A 15296-nucleotide genomic window follows, 5' to 3' on the forward strand; every position below is an offset into this window, starting at 1 on the left:
TTATACAGCACCCAGGCTCTTATGCGTGATCGCGGTTTGGGTGTCGGCCCGATTACCAGCGGCGATCGCCTCAGCGACGCGCAGCGCGCTGGTTACCCCGTCCTCATGGAAGCCATTTGCCCAGTAGGCTCCGCAGAACCAGGTATGCTTACTGCCATTGATTCGGGCCCACTGTTTCTGTGCCTCCATACCAGCCACAGAGAACTGTGGATGCGCATATTCATAGCGCCCGATAATTTTGGCCGGATCGATGCGGCCATCCGAATTGAGCGTGACGCAGTAGGTTGTCTCGCTTTCGATACCCTGCAATATGTTCATGTTGTAGGTCAGTACCGGCAAACTGTTATCCGTCGCCTGCAGACGATAATTCCAACTCGCCCAGGAACGCTCCCGCGAGGGCAGCAGAGAGGTGTCAGTGTGCAGCACCACAGAGTTGGGCGCATAGGGAATAGCACCTAAAATTGCCTGCTCTTCATCAGTCGCATCCTTCAGGCAGGCAAGGGCCTGATCGGAATGGCAGGCAAAGACGATGGCATCAAAATCATGCTGGGTTCCATCTCCGGTTTTGACGGTTACCCCGCTTGCATGCCGATGAACACTGTCAACCGGCATGCCCAGCTGAATTTTGTCCTGGAAAGCCGCAGTGAGGGGAGCGATATACTCGCGAGAACCGCCCTTGATCACTCGCCATTGCGGGCGGTTAACAATGTTCAGCAGGCCGTGGTTGTGAAAAAAGCGTACGAAAAAGCTGACGGAAAACGACAGCATCTGTGACATGCTGGCAGACCAGATGGCAGACCCCATCGGTACAAGGTAGCGGTTGCGGAACTCGTCGGAATAGCCCTTTTGCTCAAGGTAATCCCCGAGCGACACCTGATCATCGATCAACCCCGATCGCCAGTCTTCAACCGACTCCCGGTTAAACCGAACAATGTCCCGCAACATACGCCAGTGCCCTGGACTGAAAAGATTTCTTCTCTGGGAAAACAGAGTATTCAATCCACTGCCGGAATACTCAAAGTTTTCGACATCAGAGCAGACGCTAAACCCCATCTCTGTCGGCTTGGACTCAACACCCAGCTCATCCATCAGCTGGATAAAATTCGGGTAGGTCCAGTCGTTGAAAACAATAAACCCCGTGTCAATCGCGAGCTTGCGATCCCCCTCGACGACGTCGATGGTGGCAGTATGCCCCCCTAGCCTGCTATCAGCCTCGAACAACGTAATATCATGATCCTTGTTCAACTGGTAAGCAGCCGTAAGGCCCGAGATACCACTCCCCACAATTGCAATTCGCATTAACTTTTCCTTAGCGATCGTATTCTTGTCATTTTTGGTGCGCAAATTCCGAACCAGATCGATCGGAAGAAGCCGAAAAAGCGTAAGGGCCAGCTCAGGCGACGCGGGAAGTCGATCACGGCAGATCCCCGTACTATCCCCTGCACAATCCGCTTCGCTGCGTCTTCCGGTGTCATCAGAAATGGCATGTCGAAATCATTGCGATCTGTCAGGGGCGTCTTGATGAAACCGGGTCGCACATGCACCACACGCAGGTTGGTACGCGATAGATCCGCGCGGACCGCATCCAGAAAATACGCGACTGCCGCCTTGGAGGCCCCGTACGCTTCGGCACGCGGAAAACCAACCACAGACGACAGGCTGCCAACACCGACAAACACGGGCTCTCTGGATGTCACCATCAGCGGCATGGCAATACGCAAGGTATTCACCATCCCGAAGAAATTGGCATCGAACACACGCCGGTAACTGGCACTATTCAACTTCAACCCATCGTCGTACTCACACGTGCCTGCACAAGCAATCACGAGGTCCAGTTCATCGGTCAGACTGGCCAACTCTTCCGTCGCGCGCGCCATGTCAGCATCGTTGCCAACGTCACACGCCAAAATACGAATTCTCTTGGGGTGAGCGCTTTGTAATTCCAACAGGCTGTCCATACCGCGGGCGCTGGCAATGACAAAGTTGTTCGCCTCCGCCAACTGCAACGCCAGCGCGCGCCCAATGCCGGAGCTGGCGCCCGTGATCCAGATATTCAGCCCTTCGATTGCCCGACTCACGGCGCCTCTCCCGCCTGAGCAGCCCGCTTCTTGATGACCCGGACCAGACCGCCCATCAGCGGAACCTGCTCGTAAAGCATGGCGCCCACATCGTAGAAATCTTCGTGGAAGTGAATTTTTTCGTTGTATTTCAACAAGCTACACCCCCTCAGGACCAGCGGCCTGCCGGATGCCAGACGCTTGTGCGCATAGTGCATCTCCCAGGGCAGGCAGGCCCCGGTGTCACTCACCACTTCATCTTCAAATACAAACGTGCAGGAAAGCAGACCTTCGCGCATCGAAAGAAAATAACGCTGGAGCGTTTCAACACCATGCACTTCATGCAGTGGGTCACGAAACAGCGTGTCACCAGAGTACAGGTCATCCAGGCGGGACACATCTGCCGCCAGATAATCGGCGTAGAAATCCTTCAGGTCCTTGATCAGGGAGGGCATAGTACTTATCCATTGTGACTGATGTGCCTGTCTACGATTGGCCTCCGTGACCGGATTAGTCATAGCAGATCTTTTTTGAACTCCCGCACCTCAGAAAATGGCCCGAAATCAGTGATCTAGCAAGCTTTTGGTGATCCAAACCGGAAATAACCCCGTACAGAGGATGGTCAAGGACAAAAGCATGGATAAAATGGTGCGTTCCATAGGCAGATACACAGAAGGCGCTCAGGTGCAGGCACCCCAGAGTCGCGATGACGATTGGAGCAGATTGCTGGTTCGGGTGGGTGATCATGGAGATCGCGCGGCCTTCGAACAGCTGTTTCGACATTTCGCCCCATTAATCAAAGGCTTCCACTACAGTCGCAGTACCCAAGCCTTCTCGCCGGAAGCCGCTGACGAGCTGGTACAGGAAGTCATGTTCCGCGTTTGGCGCAAGGCGCCGACGTTCGACGCTTCCAAGGCGTCCGCCAATACGTGGATCTATACCATCATCCGAAACTGCCGGATTGATATGCTGAGGCGCAACAGCCGCAGACACGATACCGATTCTGATGTCGATGTCGACGACATCTGGGATGAAGATTCCGACGACCAACCACTGGTCATGCTGCAGCAGAGGCGTAATCAGCTGGATATCGCCTCAGGATTGGGCAGCCTCCCCCCCGAACAGGCCCACGTTCTTGAAAAGGCTTATATGGAGGGGAAGTCGCATAGCGAAATCTCCGCGGAGTTGGGCCTGCCCCTGGGCACGGTCAAATCGCGGGTGCGGCTGGCCCTGAAGAAGTTACAAACGATTATTAACAGGTAGGTGCAATTATGATCCGTCACCACCCAGACCATAACCTTTTACTCGAATACGCCGCAGGCACTGCCCCCTGGGCCGTTAGTCTGGCGATTTCTGCGCACATTCAAATGTGCCCACAGTGCCGTGCAGCCGTCAATCAGATGAATCAGATTGGTGGCGGTTTGCTGGAGGACTGTGCACCGCAGGCCACAGATGAAGATGCTCTTGGCAAGCTCATGGCCCGAATCGATGAGGCCCCCAGCACCAACGTGCTCGAACCTTCTGAGACGGTGCCGGCAAAAGTGGACCCCTGTCGCAGGGACCCTATGATGGCTTCACTCCCCCGAGTCGTGAGCAAGGTTGTTGCGGGTAACGGTCCACTCAAGTGGCGCCGCGCCTCTCCTGCTCTGAAGTCTGCCCGACTGAAGACTGGCCAGGATCAGTTTGAAGTGGCCTTCCAGAAAATCGGTGCTGGTGGAAAAGTTGCTGAACACGACCATAGAGGCTGCGAAGTGACCGTCGTGCTGTACGGGAGCTTTTCCGACTCGGAAGGCGTTTATGCCCGCGGGGACTTCCTGATGCGTGAACCAGGCGATGTACATCGCCCGATTGCCACCCAGGACCAGGACTGCCTGTGCCTGTCGGTTGTCGAGGCACCGGTCGCCATTACCGGGTTCCTCGGCAAGCTGATCAATCCACTGCTTTCCTTTCGCCCGGCCTAATTAGCACGCGTGGTGGGAGTCCCAATCAGGACTCCCACTCCGCTGTACAACCTTCGGGCCCACCCCCTTCTCGCCCCGAAACGCAATCTTCTCTCCGATCAAGCCGCATCCTTGACCGCCAGCCCGCGCACTGGCTGAGCACCATGATCGTGACTGAAGCTGTCGAGCAGCGTCTGCCACTCCTCGTGAATATCGGCAAATTTCCCGGCCCGAACGTGACCATAGCCACGCACTTTCAGAGGCAGCGCCAGTAATTGCTGAGCCTGGGAATAATTGTCGTGGCGCAATTGCTCGGCCACCATCACGACCACAGACCGAACGGCCTTTGCCCATTGTCGCTCTGCCTTGCGTTCACTGGTGTAACCAAACACATCAAGCGCAGTACCACGCAGCACGCGGCCCCGTGCCAACAGTGGTAGCAGTCGTGCAAGCCAAGAACCGATGCGGATTTTTTTCACCTTACCCGCCGCATCGGGTCGCGCCAGCAACGGCGGCGCCATATGGAAGCTCAGGCGGTAGTCCCCGGTGAACGTCTCCTGCAGTTGCCGCTTGAAATCGGCACCACTGTATAAACGTGCCACTTCATATTCATCTTTGTATGCCATGGCTTTATAGAGAGCCTGTGCCGCAACCTGAGTCAACGGCGCTTCTTTACGCCCGGTTAGCTGAACCTCTGCCTGGTGCAGCTTTCGGATCGCCGCACCAAATAAAGACGCATAAGCGCTGTTCTGGTACGCAACCAGCTCCTGTTCCAACCGATCGATCAGAGCCTCTGGAGATTCGGGGGCTTCCTGAATCTGGACGGTTTGAACCGGCGCAATCAACTGCTCAACGGCCTCTGGGCGGGCTACCAGCAAGCGTCCGGCACGGAAGGCACGCAGATTATTCGCCACGGCGACCCCATTGAGCTCAATTGCCCGCTCGAGCGCGGCGACACCAATGGGCAACAACCCTTGCTGGCACGCATAACCCATCATCATCAGATTGCTGGCAACGGTATCGCCAAAAAGCGCTTGCGCGTACCGGTTTGCGTCGAAGGCAAAGTACTCACCACTCACCGCGCGAATACTGTCCTGGGTTTCTCCCGCGGGAAACGCCAACTCGTTATTGCGGATAAATGCGGCGACTGGCACTTCCGCGGTATTCACCAAGGATTTCACTCGTCCTTCTGCCAGCTTCGGGCGCTGGCCGGCTGCGGTTACCATATCGCAGCCGAGCAATAGCTCCGCAGACCCATCGCGGATTCTTGCCGTGGTGAGCTCTTCTGCGCTGGAGGCCACTTTGACATGGGCAACCACCGCCCCATTTTTTTGCGAGAGCCCGGTAAAGTACAGGGTCGTACTGCCCTTTTGTTCCAGATGTGCCGCCATACCCAGCAGCGCGGCCACTGTCAGTACACCGCTGCCGCCAATCCCCGCCACCAGGATACCCAGTGGATCGCCCAAGCGCGCTTCCGGAGCAGCGGGAAGATCGGCAATCGCTTCATCCAGAGCCTGGGCAAGAGAGACTACAGGCGGCTTTTTGAGCTCGCCGCCCTCAACACTGACAAAACTCGGGCAGAACCCATCGGCGCAGCGCATGTCCTTGTTACAACTGGACTGGTTAATCTGGCGCTTGCGGCCGTATTCGGTTTCCAGGGGCTCAACGGCAATACAACTGGATTGCACACTGCAGTCGCCACACCCCTCACACACCCGGTGGTTGATCAACAGGCGGTGGGCAGGGTCTTCCATCTGTTTCTTCTTGCGACGGCGACGCTTTTCAGCAGCGCAAACTTGCTCATAAATAATGGCCGTCACGCCCGGTACTTCGCGCAAGCGCCGCTGCACCGCGTCCATCTCGGAACGGTGCAAAATTTCCAGCTGCGCAGGGAGTTCTGCGCGATTTTGCTGCCAATGCTCCAGGTGTTCGGTGACCAGGATTACCTCTCCCACCCCTTCAGCAAAGAGTTGCGCGGCCAGGCTGGGCGCATTGACCTCGCCATCTGCGGGCTGCCCACCTGTCATTGCAACCGCATCATTCAACAAGATCTTGTAGGTAATGTTGACGCCACTGGCAACGGCCTGGCGTATCGCCAACAGGCCAGAGTGATTGTAAGTACCATCTCCCATATTCTGGAAAATATGCCCAGCGCTGGAAAAGCGATGTAAGCCCACCCAGTGCGCACCTTCTCCGCCCATATGCGAGTAGGTGTCGGTCCGCAGCCCTTTGCCCAACGCCATGATATGGCAACCGATACCTGCGCTTCCGGTACTCCCCTCGGGGAGCTTGGTTGAGGTGTTGTGCGGACAGCCGGCGCAAAAAACGGGCTCGCGGGCGAGCAAGCCCGCGGCACGTGCGGGAATGCCGGCTCCCAGGCCCTCTGCCGCTGCGGCAAGAGCGCTACCCAGCTCCGTGTCCGCCAGCCAGCGACTGATTGCACGGGCAACGTGATCGGGTCCAAAACCCCACGCTGCGGGTAACAAATCGTTGCCACTCAGATCTTTCTTGCCCACTACCGATGGGCGTTCACGATCAGGCCAGCCATACAAAAGATTCTTTACCTGATCCTCAACCAGCGGCCGCTTTTCTTCCACCACCAGCAACCTTTCCATTCCACGGGCAAACTCTTTCATCCCGCGAGGCTCGAGCGGCCAGCTCATCGCTACTTTGTAAACAGAGATTCCAGCTCGATCGAGATCCTGCTCACTCAAACCGAGTAGACGCAGAGCCTCCATCAAATCTCCGTGGGCTTTACCCACCGTGACAATACCCAACCGCTTCTTGGTGGAGCCTACGACAACACGATCCAGGCGATTGGCGTAAGCAAATGCCTGTGCCGCCGGCAAGCGTTCCTCCAGCATCCGGCGCTCGTACTCCAGACGCTCTGCCGGCCAGTTGAGATTGGGGTCGTAATTCAAACCGTGCGCCGGTATGGGGAAATCAGCTGGCGCAGAGAACTGCGGTAGCTCGGGCACCACAATAGACGCGCCACTCTCTACCGTCTCGGTAATCGTCTTGAACCCTACCCACAAACCGGAAAAGCGCGATAATGCGATGCCGGCCAGGCCAAGTGTCAGGTATTCATCGATAGAAGCAGGAAACAGCAAAGGCATCATGACCGATTCAAAGATCTGATCGGTATTGTGCGAGAACATAGAAGATTCAGCGGTATGGTCGTCCCCGCAAAGCGCCAGCACCCCACCAAGACGCGACGTACCCTGAACATTTGCCTGACGAAACACGTCTGCACTGCGATCGACACCGTGGCCCTTGCCATACCAAATCGAGAAAACACCGTCGCGCGTTGCCTGCTGGCGATAGTGATCGAGTAGCTGGGTTCCCCAGATGTTCGTCGCACCCAGATCTTCATTAATGCCCGGCTCAAAGTGAATGTCGCGTTGCGCGAGCAGGGATTTGTGGCGCCACAGCGCCTGATCATAACCACCGAGGGGAGAGCCACGATAACCGGAAATAAAGCCAGCCGTATTCAGGCCGGCGGCCTCATCCAGTTGTTTTTGCATGAGCGGCAGCCTGACCAGAGCATCGATACCAGTCAGAAATACTCGACCGGAATCACGGGTAAAGGCCGCTTCGAGTGAATACTCGCGGTCGAATCCCAACTCCTGATCGCTCTCTACCATCGCCATCGGGGCACCTGCTTATGATTATTGCGTTGGCCATCAAATTAACACTGGCCGCAGAAGCAGGTCATACCAAAATAAGCTCGACTAGGGCATAATAGGGGCACAACTCACCAAAGAATCTATACTCACCGCAACAATTCACTGAATTCCGGGGAGTTTAGGAAAGAAGCACTTCTCGGGAGAATGACCTCGAACGCAAGGTCACGGGCAGTCAGAACGACAGAGAAGACAGACAACCAGATCGGGAGCAGAACGCAACCATGGCATACATTCTGGACGCCATCGACAAGAAAATCCTGGAAATCCTGCAGGTTGACGCAACGATTCCCAATATCGAGCTTGCGGAAAAGGTCTGTCTCTCCCCTTCTCCCTGTTCGCGTCGGGTCAAGAACCTCCATGAGCAGGGCTTCATCAAACGCGCCGTCACCCTGCTCGAGCCGGAAAAAGTTGGCCTGCCCGTCAGCGTCTTTATCCAGGTCACCCTGAATCACCAGGTCAAAAAGGAACTGCAGGACTTTGAATCCGTGATCGCCGACTGGCCCGAGGTCATGGAGTGCTACCTGATGACAGGCGACTTCGACTACCTGCTCCGCGTCGTGGTGCCAAACCTGCAGTCTTATCAGGAATTCCTCGATAAAAAACTGACAGAGGTGCCAGGTATCGATCACATCAAGAGCAGCTTCTCACTCAAGCAGGTACGCTACCGGACCGAGCTGCCACTGGATCAGCTGCTGGAAGAAGAATAACGGGCTCTTTACCTCCGGGGCCCCCGCCACTTATCCGCGCAACCGCGCAATATTGAAAGACCGGCAGATAGACACCAGACCACCCTCCTGACCGGCGTCGCCCATCGCACCAGGCAGTTTGCCGATCTCTCAACCCTACTGTTAGTATTTTTGCAGGCCAAAACAACAAAAAGGACTGCACCATGCTGCCTACCAGACTGCTGCTCATCGCTGTCACGTGCCTTCTGCCGCTGCCCGCCCTGGCAACCACCTTACTGCACAACTTTTCCGGCTATCAGACCACGGCTGAGGGTCTGGAACAATTTGATGCATTGGCATTCGACCAGGGACGGGTGCTAGCGACCGGCGACTTCGCCACCCTGACCAAGCAATTCCCGAACGCGACGCGCCAGGATGCTCAGGGCCGCACCCTGCTCCCCGGACTGATAGACGCACACGGCCATGTGCTCGCCCTGGGGAGATTGCGGCAGGAACTCGACGTACGGGACTTGAGCCTCAAGCAGACACTGGCTGCGACCAAAACCTTCGCAGACACCCTGCAACCGGACCAATGGCTTCAGGGTCGAGGATGGAATCAGGTTCTCTGGGAAGGTCGCCAGTTTCCCAACAAGGCTATGCTGGATCGCCTCGACATCGACCACCCCATCTGGCTCCGGCGTGTCGACGGTCATGCAGGCTGGGCGAACTCAGCCGCCCTGCAGCTCGCGGGCATTGACGCCACCACGCAAGACCCGGCCGGTGGCGAAATCTTGCGGGGCCCTGAAGGTGAACCAACAGGCATCCTGATTGACAATGCCATGTTGTTACTGGAACAAGCCATTCCCGCCGCGAGCCTGGAGCAAGATAAAACCTCACTGAGAGCCGCGTTCCAGCGCGCCATCTCTCTCGGGCTGACCGGGGTGCACGATGCCGGCGTCGATAGCCGGACGCTCGAGGCCTATCAGGCACTCGCCCGCGAAGACGCCATCCCCATGCGTGTTTACCCGATGATTGCCGTCGAAGACAAACAGCTTGAGAAACTCCTGCGTGCCGGCCCGATCGGCAGTCCAGAAGAGCGTGTTTACGTTCGCAGCATCAAGCTCTCTGCGGACGGTGCACTCGGAAGCCGCGGCGCCGCCCTGCTCGCCCCCTACCAGGACCGACCGGGAGAGCGCGGACTGCTGCTGCATCCGGAAGATGAAATTCTCTCGCTGCTGAAGCTGGCGACGGACCATAACTTCCAGGTGAATGTCCACGCGATAGGTGATCGCGCCAACCAACTCGTTCTGAATCACCTGGAAACCTTGCATCAGGACAGCGACCAACGTCCGCTGCGTCACCGGGTGGAGCATGCCCAGGTACTGGTGCCCGCGGACATACCCCGCTTCACTCGCCTGGATCTGATTGCATCGATGCAACCCACCCATGCAACCAGTGACAAGAACATGGCCGGTGACCGTCTGGGTGTAGATCGCCTGGAAGGCGCTTACGCCTGGCGCACTTTCCTCAAGCAGGGAACGCGCATTGCCGGTGGATCCGATTTTCCGGTGGAGCCTGCGAACCCACTATTCGGCCTACACGCGGCAGTGACGCGCAAGGACCGAGACGGCGCCCCGAATGGAGGCTGGCGTTCGGAACAAGCGATGGGCCTGGCCGAAGCGCTGCGCGCATTTACCCTGGACGCGGCTTATGCCAGCCATCAGGAAAAAGTCATCGGATCACTGGAGGCAGGAAAATTCGCTGACTTCATCCTGCTGGATAAGAATATTTTCGAGATACCCGCAGATGACATCTGGAAAGTGAGCGTCGCCGAAACCTGGGTCGAAGGTGAGCGCGTTTACTCAAAAGACTGAGGATTCAAGCCCCTCTATCAGGCCCAAAAAAAACCGCCCATAGGGCGGTTTTTTAATTTGCCCGCAACTCTGACGAGATTGCGGGCAGCCTGATTGCCATTCACGGCATCAGTTGGAAGCGACAGTATCCGCCTTCTCTTCCGGCACCGGGAATCCACGGTCACGCATCAGCGCGCCAATGTCAGCGTCACGGCCGCGGAATGCACGGTACGCGTCTGCAGGATCCACGGCATTGCGCGGTGCAAACAGGTGTTCAACCAACTTCGCAGCGACTTCCTTATCGTAGAAGCCACCCTCAGCCTCTTCAAACGCCTCACTGGCATCTGCAGTCAGCACCTCGGCCCAAATATATCCGTAGTAGCCTGCTGAATAGCCTTCACCAGAGAAAATATGACCGAAATGCGGCGTGCGATGGCGCATGACAATTTCGCTGGGCATACCCAGTGCCGCGAGGGTGTCGCGCTCAAACGCATCAGGATCAATACCTTCCGGATCAGTCGTATGCAGCTTCATGTCGATCAGCGCAGACGCGAGATACTCGGTCGTTGCGAAGCCCTGGTTGAAGGTTGACGACTTTTTAATCTTCGCAACCAGCTCAGCAGGAATCGGCTCCCCAGTCTTATGATGCACCAGATACTTGTCAATGACCGCATCGGTAAGCAACCAGCGCTCAAGCAGCTGGGACTGGAACTCGGTGTAGTCGCGCACACCGCCGTTCAACGTCGGGTAGGCAACGTTGGCAGCAAGGAAGTGCAGCGCATGACCAAATTCGTGGAAGAACGTCTCCGCATCGTCCCAACTCACCAGTACCGGTTCGCCAGGTGCGCCTTTAATAAAGTTGGAGTTGTTGGAAGAAAGCACGTTCTGCTTGCCATCAAAGGTAGTATGGCTGCGATACATCGTTGCCCAGGCACCAGAGCGCTTACCAGAGCGAGCAAACGGATCGAGGTACCAGAGACCAATATGCTCACCGGTCGTCTTGTCGTTCACCTCCCAGACTTTCACGTCTTCGTGGAAAACGGGAACACTACCCTCTTCCACCGGGCTAAACGTGAAGTTAAACAGCTCGCCGGCCACAAAGAACATGGCATCACGCAGGTTATCCAACTGCAGGTACTGCTTCACTTCATCAGAATCGAGGGAATATTTCGCCTTGCGGACCTTTTCCGCATAGAAACGGTAGTCCCACGGCTCAATGGTAATATTCGCACCTTCTGCATCGGCGATTGCCTGCATGTCAGCCACTTCTTCCGCAACACGAGCAGTCGCAGCTGGCCAGATGGACTCCATCAGCTCCATTGCACGCGCAGGGTGCTTCGCCATGCGATCCTGCAAACGCCACTCCGCATAATTATCGAAGCCGAGCAGACCAACGCGCTCATGACGGAGCTTTAGAATCTCCGCGATGATGCCGTTATTGTCATGCTCATCGCCGTTATCACCGCGGCTGTAGTAGTTGGTCCAAATCTGCTTGCGCAGCTCCCGCTCCTCGGAATACTTGAGGAAGGGGTCCATGGAAGAACGGGTATTCTTGATGGCGTATTTACCTGCCTGACCCTTCTCTTCCGCCATCGCAGCGGCAGCTTTGACAAATGACTCTGGCAGACCCGCCAGCTGATCTTTTGTCAGGAAAATATCGTAGCCTTCTTCATCAGCCAGCACATTGTTGGAAAATTTGGTGTGCAGCTCCGCCAGGCGCTGATTGATCTCCGCATAGCGGTCTTTCGCTTCACCATCGAGTGTTGCGCCATTGTTAGCGAACTGAAGGTAGATCAACTCGACAACACGCTTTTGCTCAGCGTTCAGATCAGAACCATTCCGCGCGTCGTAGACCGCCTTCACACGCTGAAACAACGCATCGTTCTGAACGATCTTGGATTGGAATGCGGACAGTTTCGGGGCCAACTCAGCCTGCACCGCCCGGAACTCGGGTGAAGACATGTTGGCAGAAAGGATGCCGTAATAGCTGTACACACGATTGAGCTCTTTACCGCTCCGCTCGAGTTCAGCAATGGTATTTTCAAAAGTGGCCGGTTTGGGGTTGGCCGCGATCGCATCGATTTCGCGCAGATTTTTCTCCATCGCGAATTCCATGGCCGGCTTCACGTCCTCTACACGCATCTTGTCGAACGCCGGAACACCGTTGTATGGGCCCGTCCATTCCGCCAGCAGAACGTTATCCTTTGCCGCGGAACCAGTCATTTCTGCCACGGGTGCGGACTCCTCAGGAGACTGTGCAACTTGCTGCTGATCCACGTCCTTACTGCAACCTGTCGCGGAGACAACGGCAGCAATAGACAGGGCAATCAGTGATCGACGCATGGGCGTTTTCCTCTATTTATATTTGCTATCAATCGGAAGAAGGTTTCGAGTGTAACCGGATTTGCGCCAAACAGGCCAATTTTGCGGGTTGGTCCGAGTGGTAAATCCGCCGGCTGGAGCTTTCCAGGAGATGACGCCCCCTCTTTCTGACCAACCCAAGGGCCACAGTCGGTCCGTAATATTAGTTTTCTCATATGATAACGACTTAATACATTGGTATATATAAGGTCGGATATTTCCTGCGACCGCAGAAGAGGCCTGCCTCAGGGCGATGGTGAGCGATTGACCTGTGAGAAATCTGGCCGCGTTACAGGGCTCTAGCCGAGGACACGCCTTCCGGGAAGACGGTAGAGCATGGGCGTAAGCATCAGGCGGCCATGAGTAGACCGCTCGGGCAGGAGATCAAACGATGGGAAAGCAGTAGTCCGTGGCAGGCATGGCGTGGCAGGCATGGCGTGGCGTGGCGTGGCGTGGCGTGGCGTGGCAGGCATAGTAAGGACCCTCCGCAACAGAGAGGAGGCCCCCATTGAGCCCTCCTCCTGCGAAGTATGTGACGGCGCGACTGTCAGGCCGGTGTTCCGCGCAGATCCTCCAACACCTTACCCACTTCCAGAATTTCTTCCTCGTGATGCTGCTCCCTCCAGGGCTCCGCAATCGCATCGTCGAACCAGGCCTGCATCGCTGGAAGCTGGCGAACTCGCTGCACGTATTCCTGCGCAAGGCCGCTCAATGGCAGAGAAAAACCCAGCACCCGGAATACAACGGGAGCAAAAAACGCATCGACCGCAGTAAAAGAATCACCCGCGAGGAAAGGACCACCGAATCGCTGAAGCCCCTCTGACCAAAGCTCATCGATTCGAGCGAGATCCCTTTTCAATCCATCAGGGACTTCATTGAGTGTGACACGGACACCGCAATTCATCGGGCAGTGCTGGCGCAGCGTCGAAAACCCTGAGTGCATCTCTGCACTGGCACAGCGGGCCCAGGCCCGTGCGGCCTTGCCCGCAGGCCATACACGGTGATGATCTTCTGCCAGATATTCCGCAATTGCCAGCGAGTCCCACACCGTGGTCTCACCGTCAACGAGACACGGGACCAACCCAGTCGGCGCAAAGGCACGGAACTTGGACCAACTGCTTCCCTCATCAAACGGCACCAGCGTTTCTTCAAACGGGATTTCGAGCTGTTTCAGCAAAATCCACGGCCGCAGAGACCACGAGGAATAATTTTTATTGCCGATAAAAAGCTGGTACATAACGCCCCTCCCTGGATTACCTATTAAAATTCTCGTCGTTCGCGCAGCCAGTCTGCCACACAGAATGCCAGCTCCAGTACCTGATCCGCATTCAGGCGTGGATCACACTGTGTGCGATAGCAACTCGCGAGATCCGCCTCTGAAATCTTCCAGGCGCCACCGGTGCATTCGGTCACATGCTCACCGGTCATTTCAAGATGCAAACCACCGGGATGCGTACCCTCGGCGCGGTGCACGGCAAAAAAGTCACGGATCTCCCGCAAGATTTTGTCAAAATCCCGGGTCTTGTATCCGCTACTCGCTTTCACCGTATTTCCGTGCATCGGGTCGGTACTCCAGACCACTTCCCTGCCCTCACGCTTTACGGCCCGGGCCAGCGCGGGCAGCTTCTCTCCGAGCGTATCCGCGCCCATCCGCGTAATTAACGTCAGTCGGCCAGCCTCATTTGCCGGGTTCAGGCGATCAATCAGACGAATCAGGTCGTCCTCTGACATTCCCGGCCCGACCTTTACGCCGATTGGGTTCCATACGCCGGAAAGGAACTCGACATGCGCGCCGTCCAGCTGACGGGTACGCTCCCCAATCCATAACATATGGGCAGAACAGTCATACCACTTTCCTGTCAGGCTGTCGGTACGCGTCAATGCCTGCTCATAGTCCAGCAACAAGGCTTCGTGGGACGTGTAAAGCACAGTTTCCCGAATAGCCGGCGTGTTTTCCGAGGTAACACCGCACACTTCCATGAACTCGAGAGCGTCCTGCAGACGCTCGGCAAGTTGCACGTACTTCTCCCTCTGAGGGTTATTTTCGAGGAAGCTCAGGTTCCAGGCATTCACCTGGTGCAAATCGGCCAATCCGCCCTGGGCAAATGCGCGCAGCAGGTTCAGCGTTGCTGCCGACTGGTTATAGGCAGTCAACATCCGTTGCGGGTCGGGCTGACGCGCTTCGGCGGTGAAGTCGATACCGTTGATGATATCGCCGCGATAACTGGGCAAAGCCTGATCGCCCATCTGTTCGATATCTGACGAGCGGGGTTTGGCATACTGGCCCGCCATCCGGGCGACTTTTACAACAGGCAGGTTACCGGCGAACGTCAGGACCACCGCCATCTGCAAAAGGACCTTGAACGTATCGCGGATACGACCGGCGTTGAAATCGGAAAATGACTCGGCACAATCTCCGCCTTGAAGCAGAAATGCGCGTCCCTTACTCACCTCTCCCAGTTGCCGGTGCAGTTCTCGCGCTTCCGCCGCGAACACCAGCGGCGGATAGCTACCCAACTCTCGGGTAACACCGGCGAGCGCGGACATATCCGGGTAAGTTGGCTGCTGGTGCGCGGTATGGTTACGCCAGCTCTGTGGCTCCCAGTTTTCAACCGGAGAATATGAGCTGGTGGATCCTGCATCAACTTGCATAAAACTTAACTTCCCTTGGATACATCGACTGCATCATCAGGCCCCAATGGAGCCTGATGGCAGCAATAGAAATGGACAGGCC

The 15296-nt window shown here is 56.5% G+C and carries 11 protein-coding genes; 4 read left to right on the forward strand and 7 right to left on the reverse strand.

Annotation, left to right across the window (positions count from 1 at the left end):
* From ACXAD0_RS12805 to ACXAD0_RS12815, 3 genes are read right to left on the reverse strand one after another with little or no spacing between them, the layout of a single operon-like run.
* Positions 1-1299, reverse strand: a complete 1299-nt coding sequence (locus ACXAD0_RS12805; protein WP_475088861.1) for an NAD(P)/FAD-dependent oxidoreductase — start codon at positions 1297-1299, stop codon at positions 1-3.
* On the reverse strand, positions 1299-2078 hold the full coding sequence (locus tag ACXAD0_RS12810; RefSeq protein WP_475088862.1) for an SDR family NAD(P)-dependent oxidoreductase: 780 nt from the start codon (positions 2076-2078) through the stop codon (positions 1299-1301). Before ACXAD0_RS12810 ends, ACXAD0_RS12805 begins: the two co-directional genes overlap by 1 nt.
* Positions 2075-2512, reverse strand: a complete 438-nt coding sequence (locus tag ACXAD0_RS12815) for a nuclear transport factor 2 family protein (RefSeq protein ID WP_475088863.1) — start codon at positions 2510-2512, stop codon at positions 2075-2077. Before ACXAD0_RS12815 ends, ACXAD0_RS12810 begins: the two co-directional genes overlap by 4 nt.
* 181 nt (positions 2513-2693) lie before the next feature.
* On the opposite strand from ACXAD0_RS12815, the gene ACXAD0_RS12820 reads away from it, so the two are divergent.
* Positions 2694-3320, forward strand: coding sequence for a sigma-70 family RNA polymerase sigma factor (locus ACXAD0_RS12820; protein WP_475088864.1), 627 nt, complete (start codon positions 2694-2696; stop codon positions 3318-3320).
* A gap of 8 nt (positions 3321-3328) precedes the next feature.
* The gene (locus ACXAD0_RS12825) at positions 3329-4018 is read left to right on the forward strand and encodes a ChrR family anti-sigma-E factor (RefSeq protein WP_475088865.1); all 690 of its coding nucleotides are present in this window, start codon (positions 3329-3331) and stop codon (positions 4016-4018) included.
* A 98-nt stretch (positions 4019-4116) separates the two neighbouring features.
* Here ACXAD0_RS12825 and ACXAD0_RS12830 read toward each other — a convergent pair whose 3' ends face one another.
* The gene (locus tag ACXAD0_RS12830; RefSeq protein ID WP_475088866.1) at positions 4117-7647 is read right to left on the reverse strand and encodes an indolepyruvate ferredoxin oxidoreductase family protein; all 3531 of its coding nucleotides are present in this window, start codon (positions 7645-7647) and stop codon (positions 4117-4119) included.
* A gap of 257 nt (positions 7648-7904) precedes the next feature.
* Here ACXAD0_RS12830 and ACXAD0_RS12835 point away from each other — a divergent pair, with 257 nt between their 5' ends.
* Both ACXAD0_RS12835 and ACXAD0_RS12840 read left to right on the forward strand, forming a co-directional pair.
* Positions 7905-8390 carry an Lrp/AsnC family transcriptional regulator gene (locus ACXAD0_RS12835; RefSeq protein ID WP_475088867.1) on the forward strand — a complete coding sequence of 162 codons (486 nt, stop codon included), beginning with the start codon at positions 7905-7907 and terminating at the stop codon, positions 8388-8390.
* A 182-nt stretch (positions 8391-8572) separates the two neighbouring features.
* Positions 8573-10222 (forward strand): amidohydrolase, encoded by a 1650-nt coding sequence (locus tag ACXAD0_RS12840; protein WP_475088868.1) that lies wholly within the window; start codon positions 8573-8575, stop codon positions 10220-10222.
* 108 nt (positions 10223-10330) lie between these two features.
* On the opposite strand, the gene ACXAD0_RS12845 is transcribed toward ACXAD0_RS12840, so the two are convergent.
* The 3 genes from ACXAD0_RS12845 to ACXAD0_RS12855 all read right to left on the reverse strand — a co-directional run bounded on the left by ACXAD0_RS12845 (position 10331) and on the right by ACXAD0_RS12855 (position 15214).
* The gene (locus ACXAD0_RS12845) at positions 10331-12544 is read right to left on the reverse strand and encodes a M3 family metallopeptidase (protein WP_475088869.1); all 2214 of its coding nucleotides are present in this window, start codon (positions 12542-12544) and stop codon (positions 10331-10333) included.
* Between the two features lie 565 nt (positions 12545-13109).
* Entirely contained in the window at positions 13110-13799 is a 690-nt protein-coding gene (locus ACXAD0_RS12850; protein ID WP_475088870.1) for a glutathione S-transferase family protein, read from the reverse strand.
* Positions 13800-13822: 23 nt separating this feature from the next.
* Positions 13823-15214: a class II 3-deoxy-7-phosphoheptulonate synthase gene (locus ACXAD0_RS12855; protein ID WP_475088872.1), complete on the reverse strand. Its 1392-nt coding sequence runs from the start codon at positions 15212-15214 to the stop codon at positions 13823-13825.
* Positions 15215-15296: the final 82 nt, after the last annotated feature.

This window comes from Microbulbifer sp. ABF4_148 (assembly GCF_056158985.1).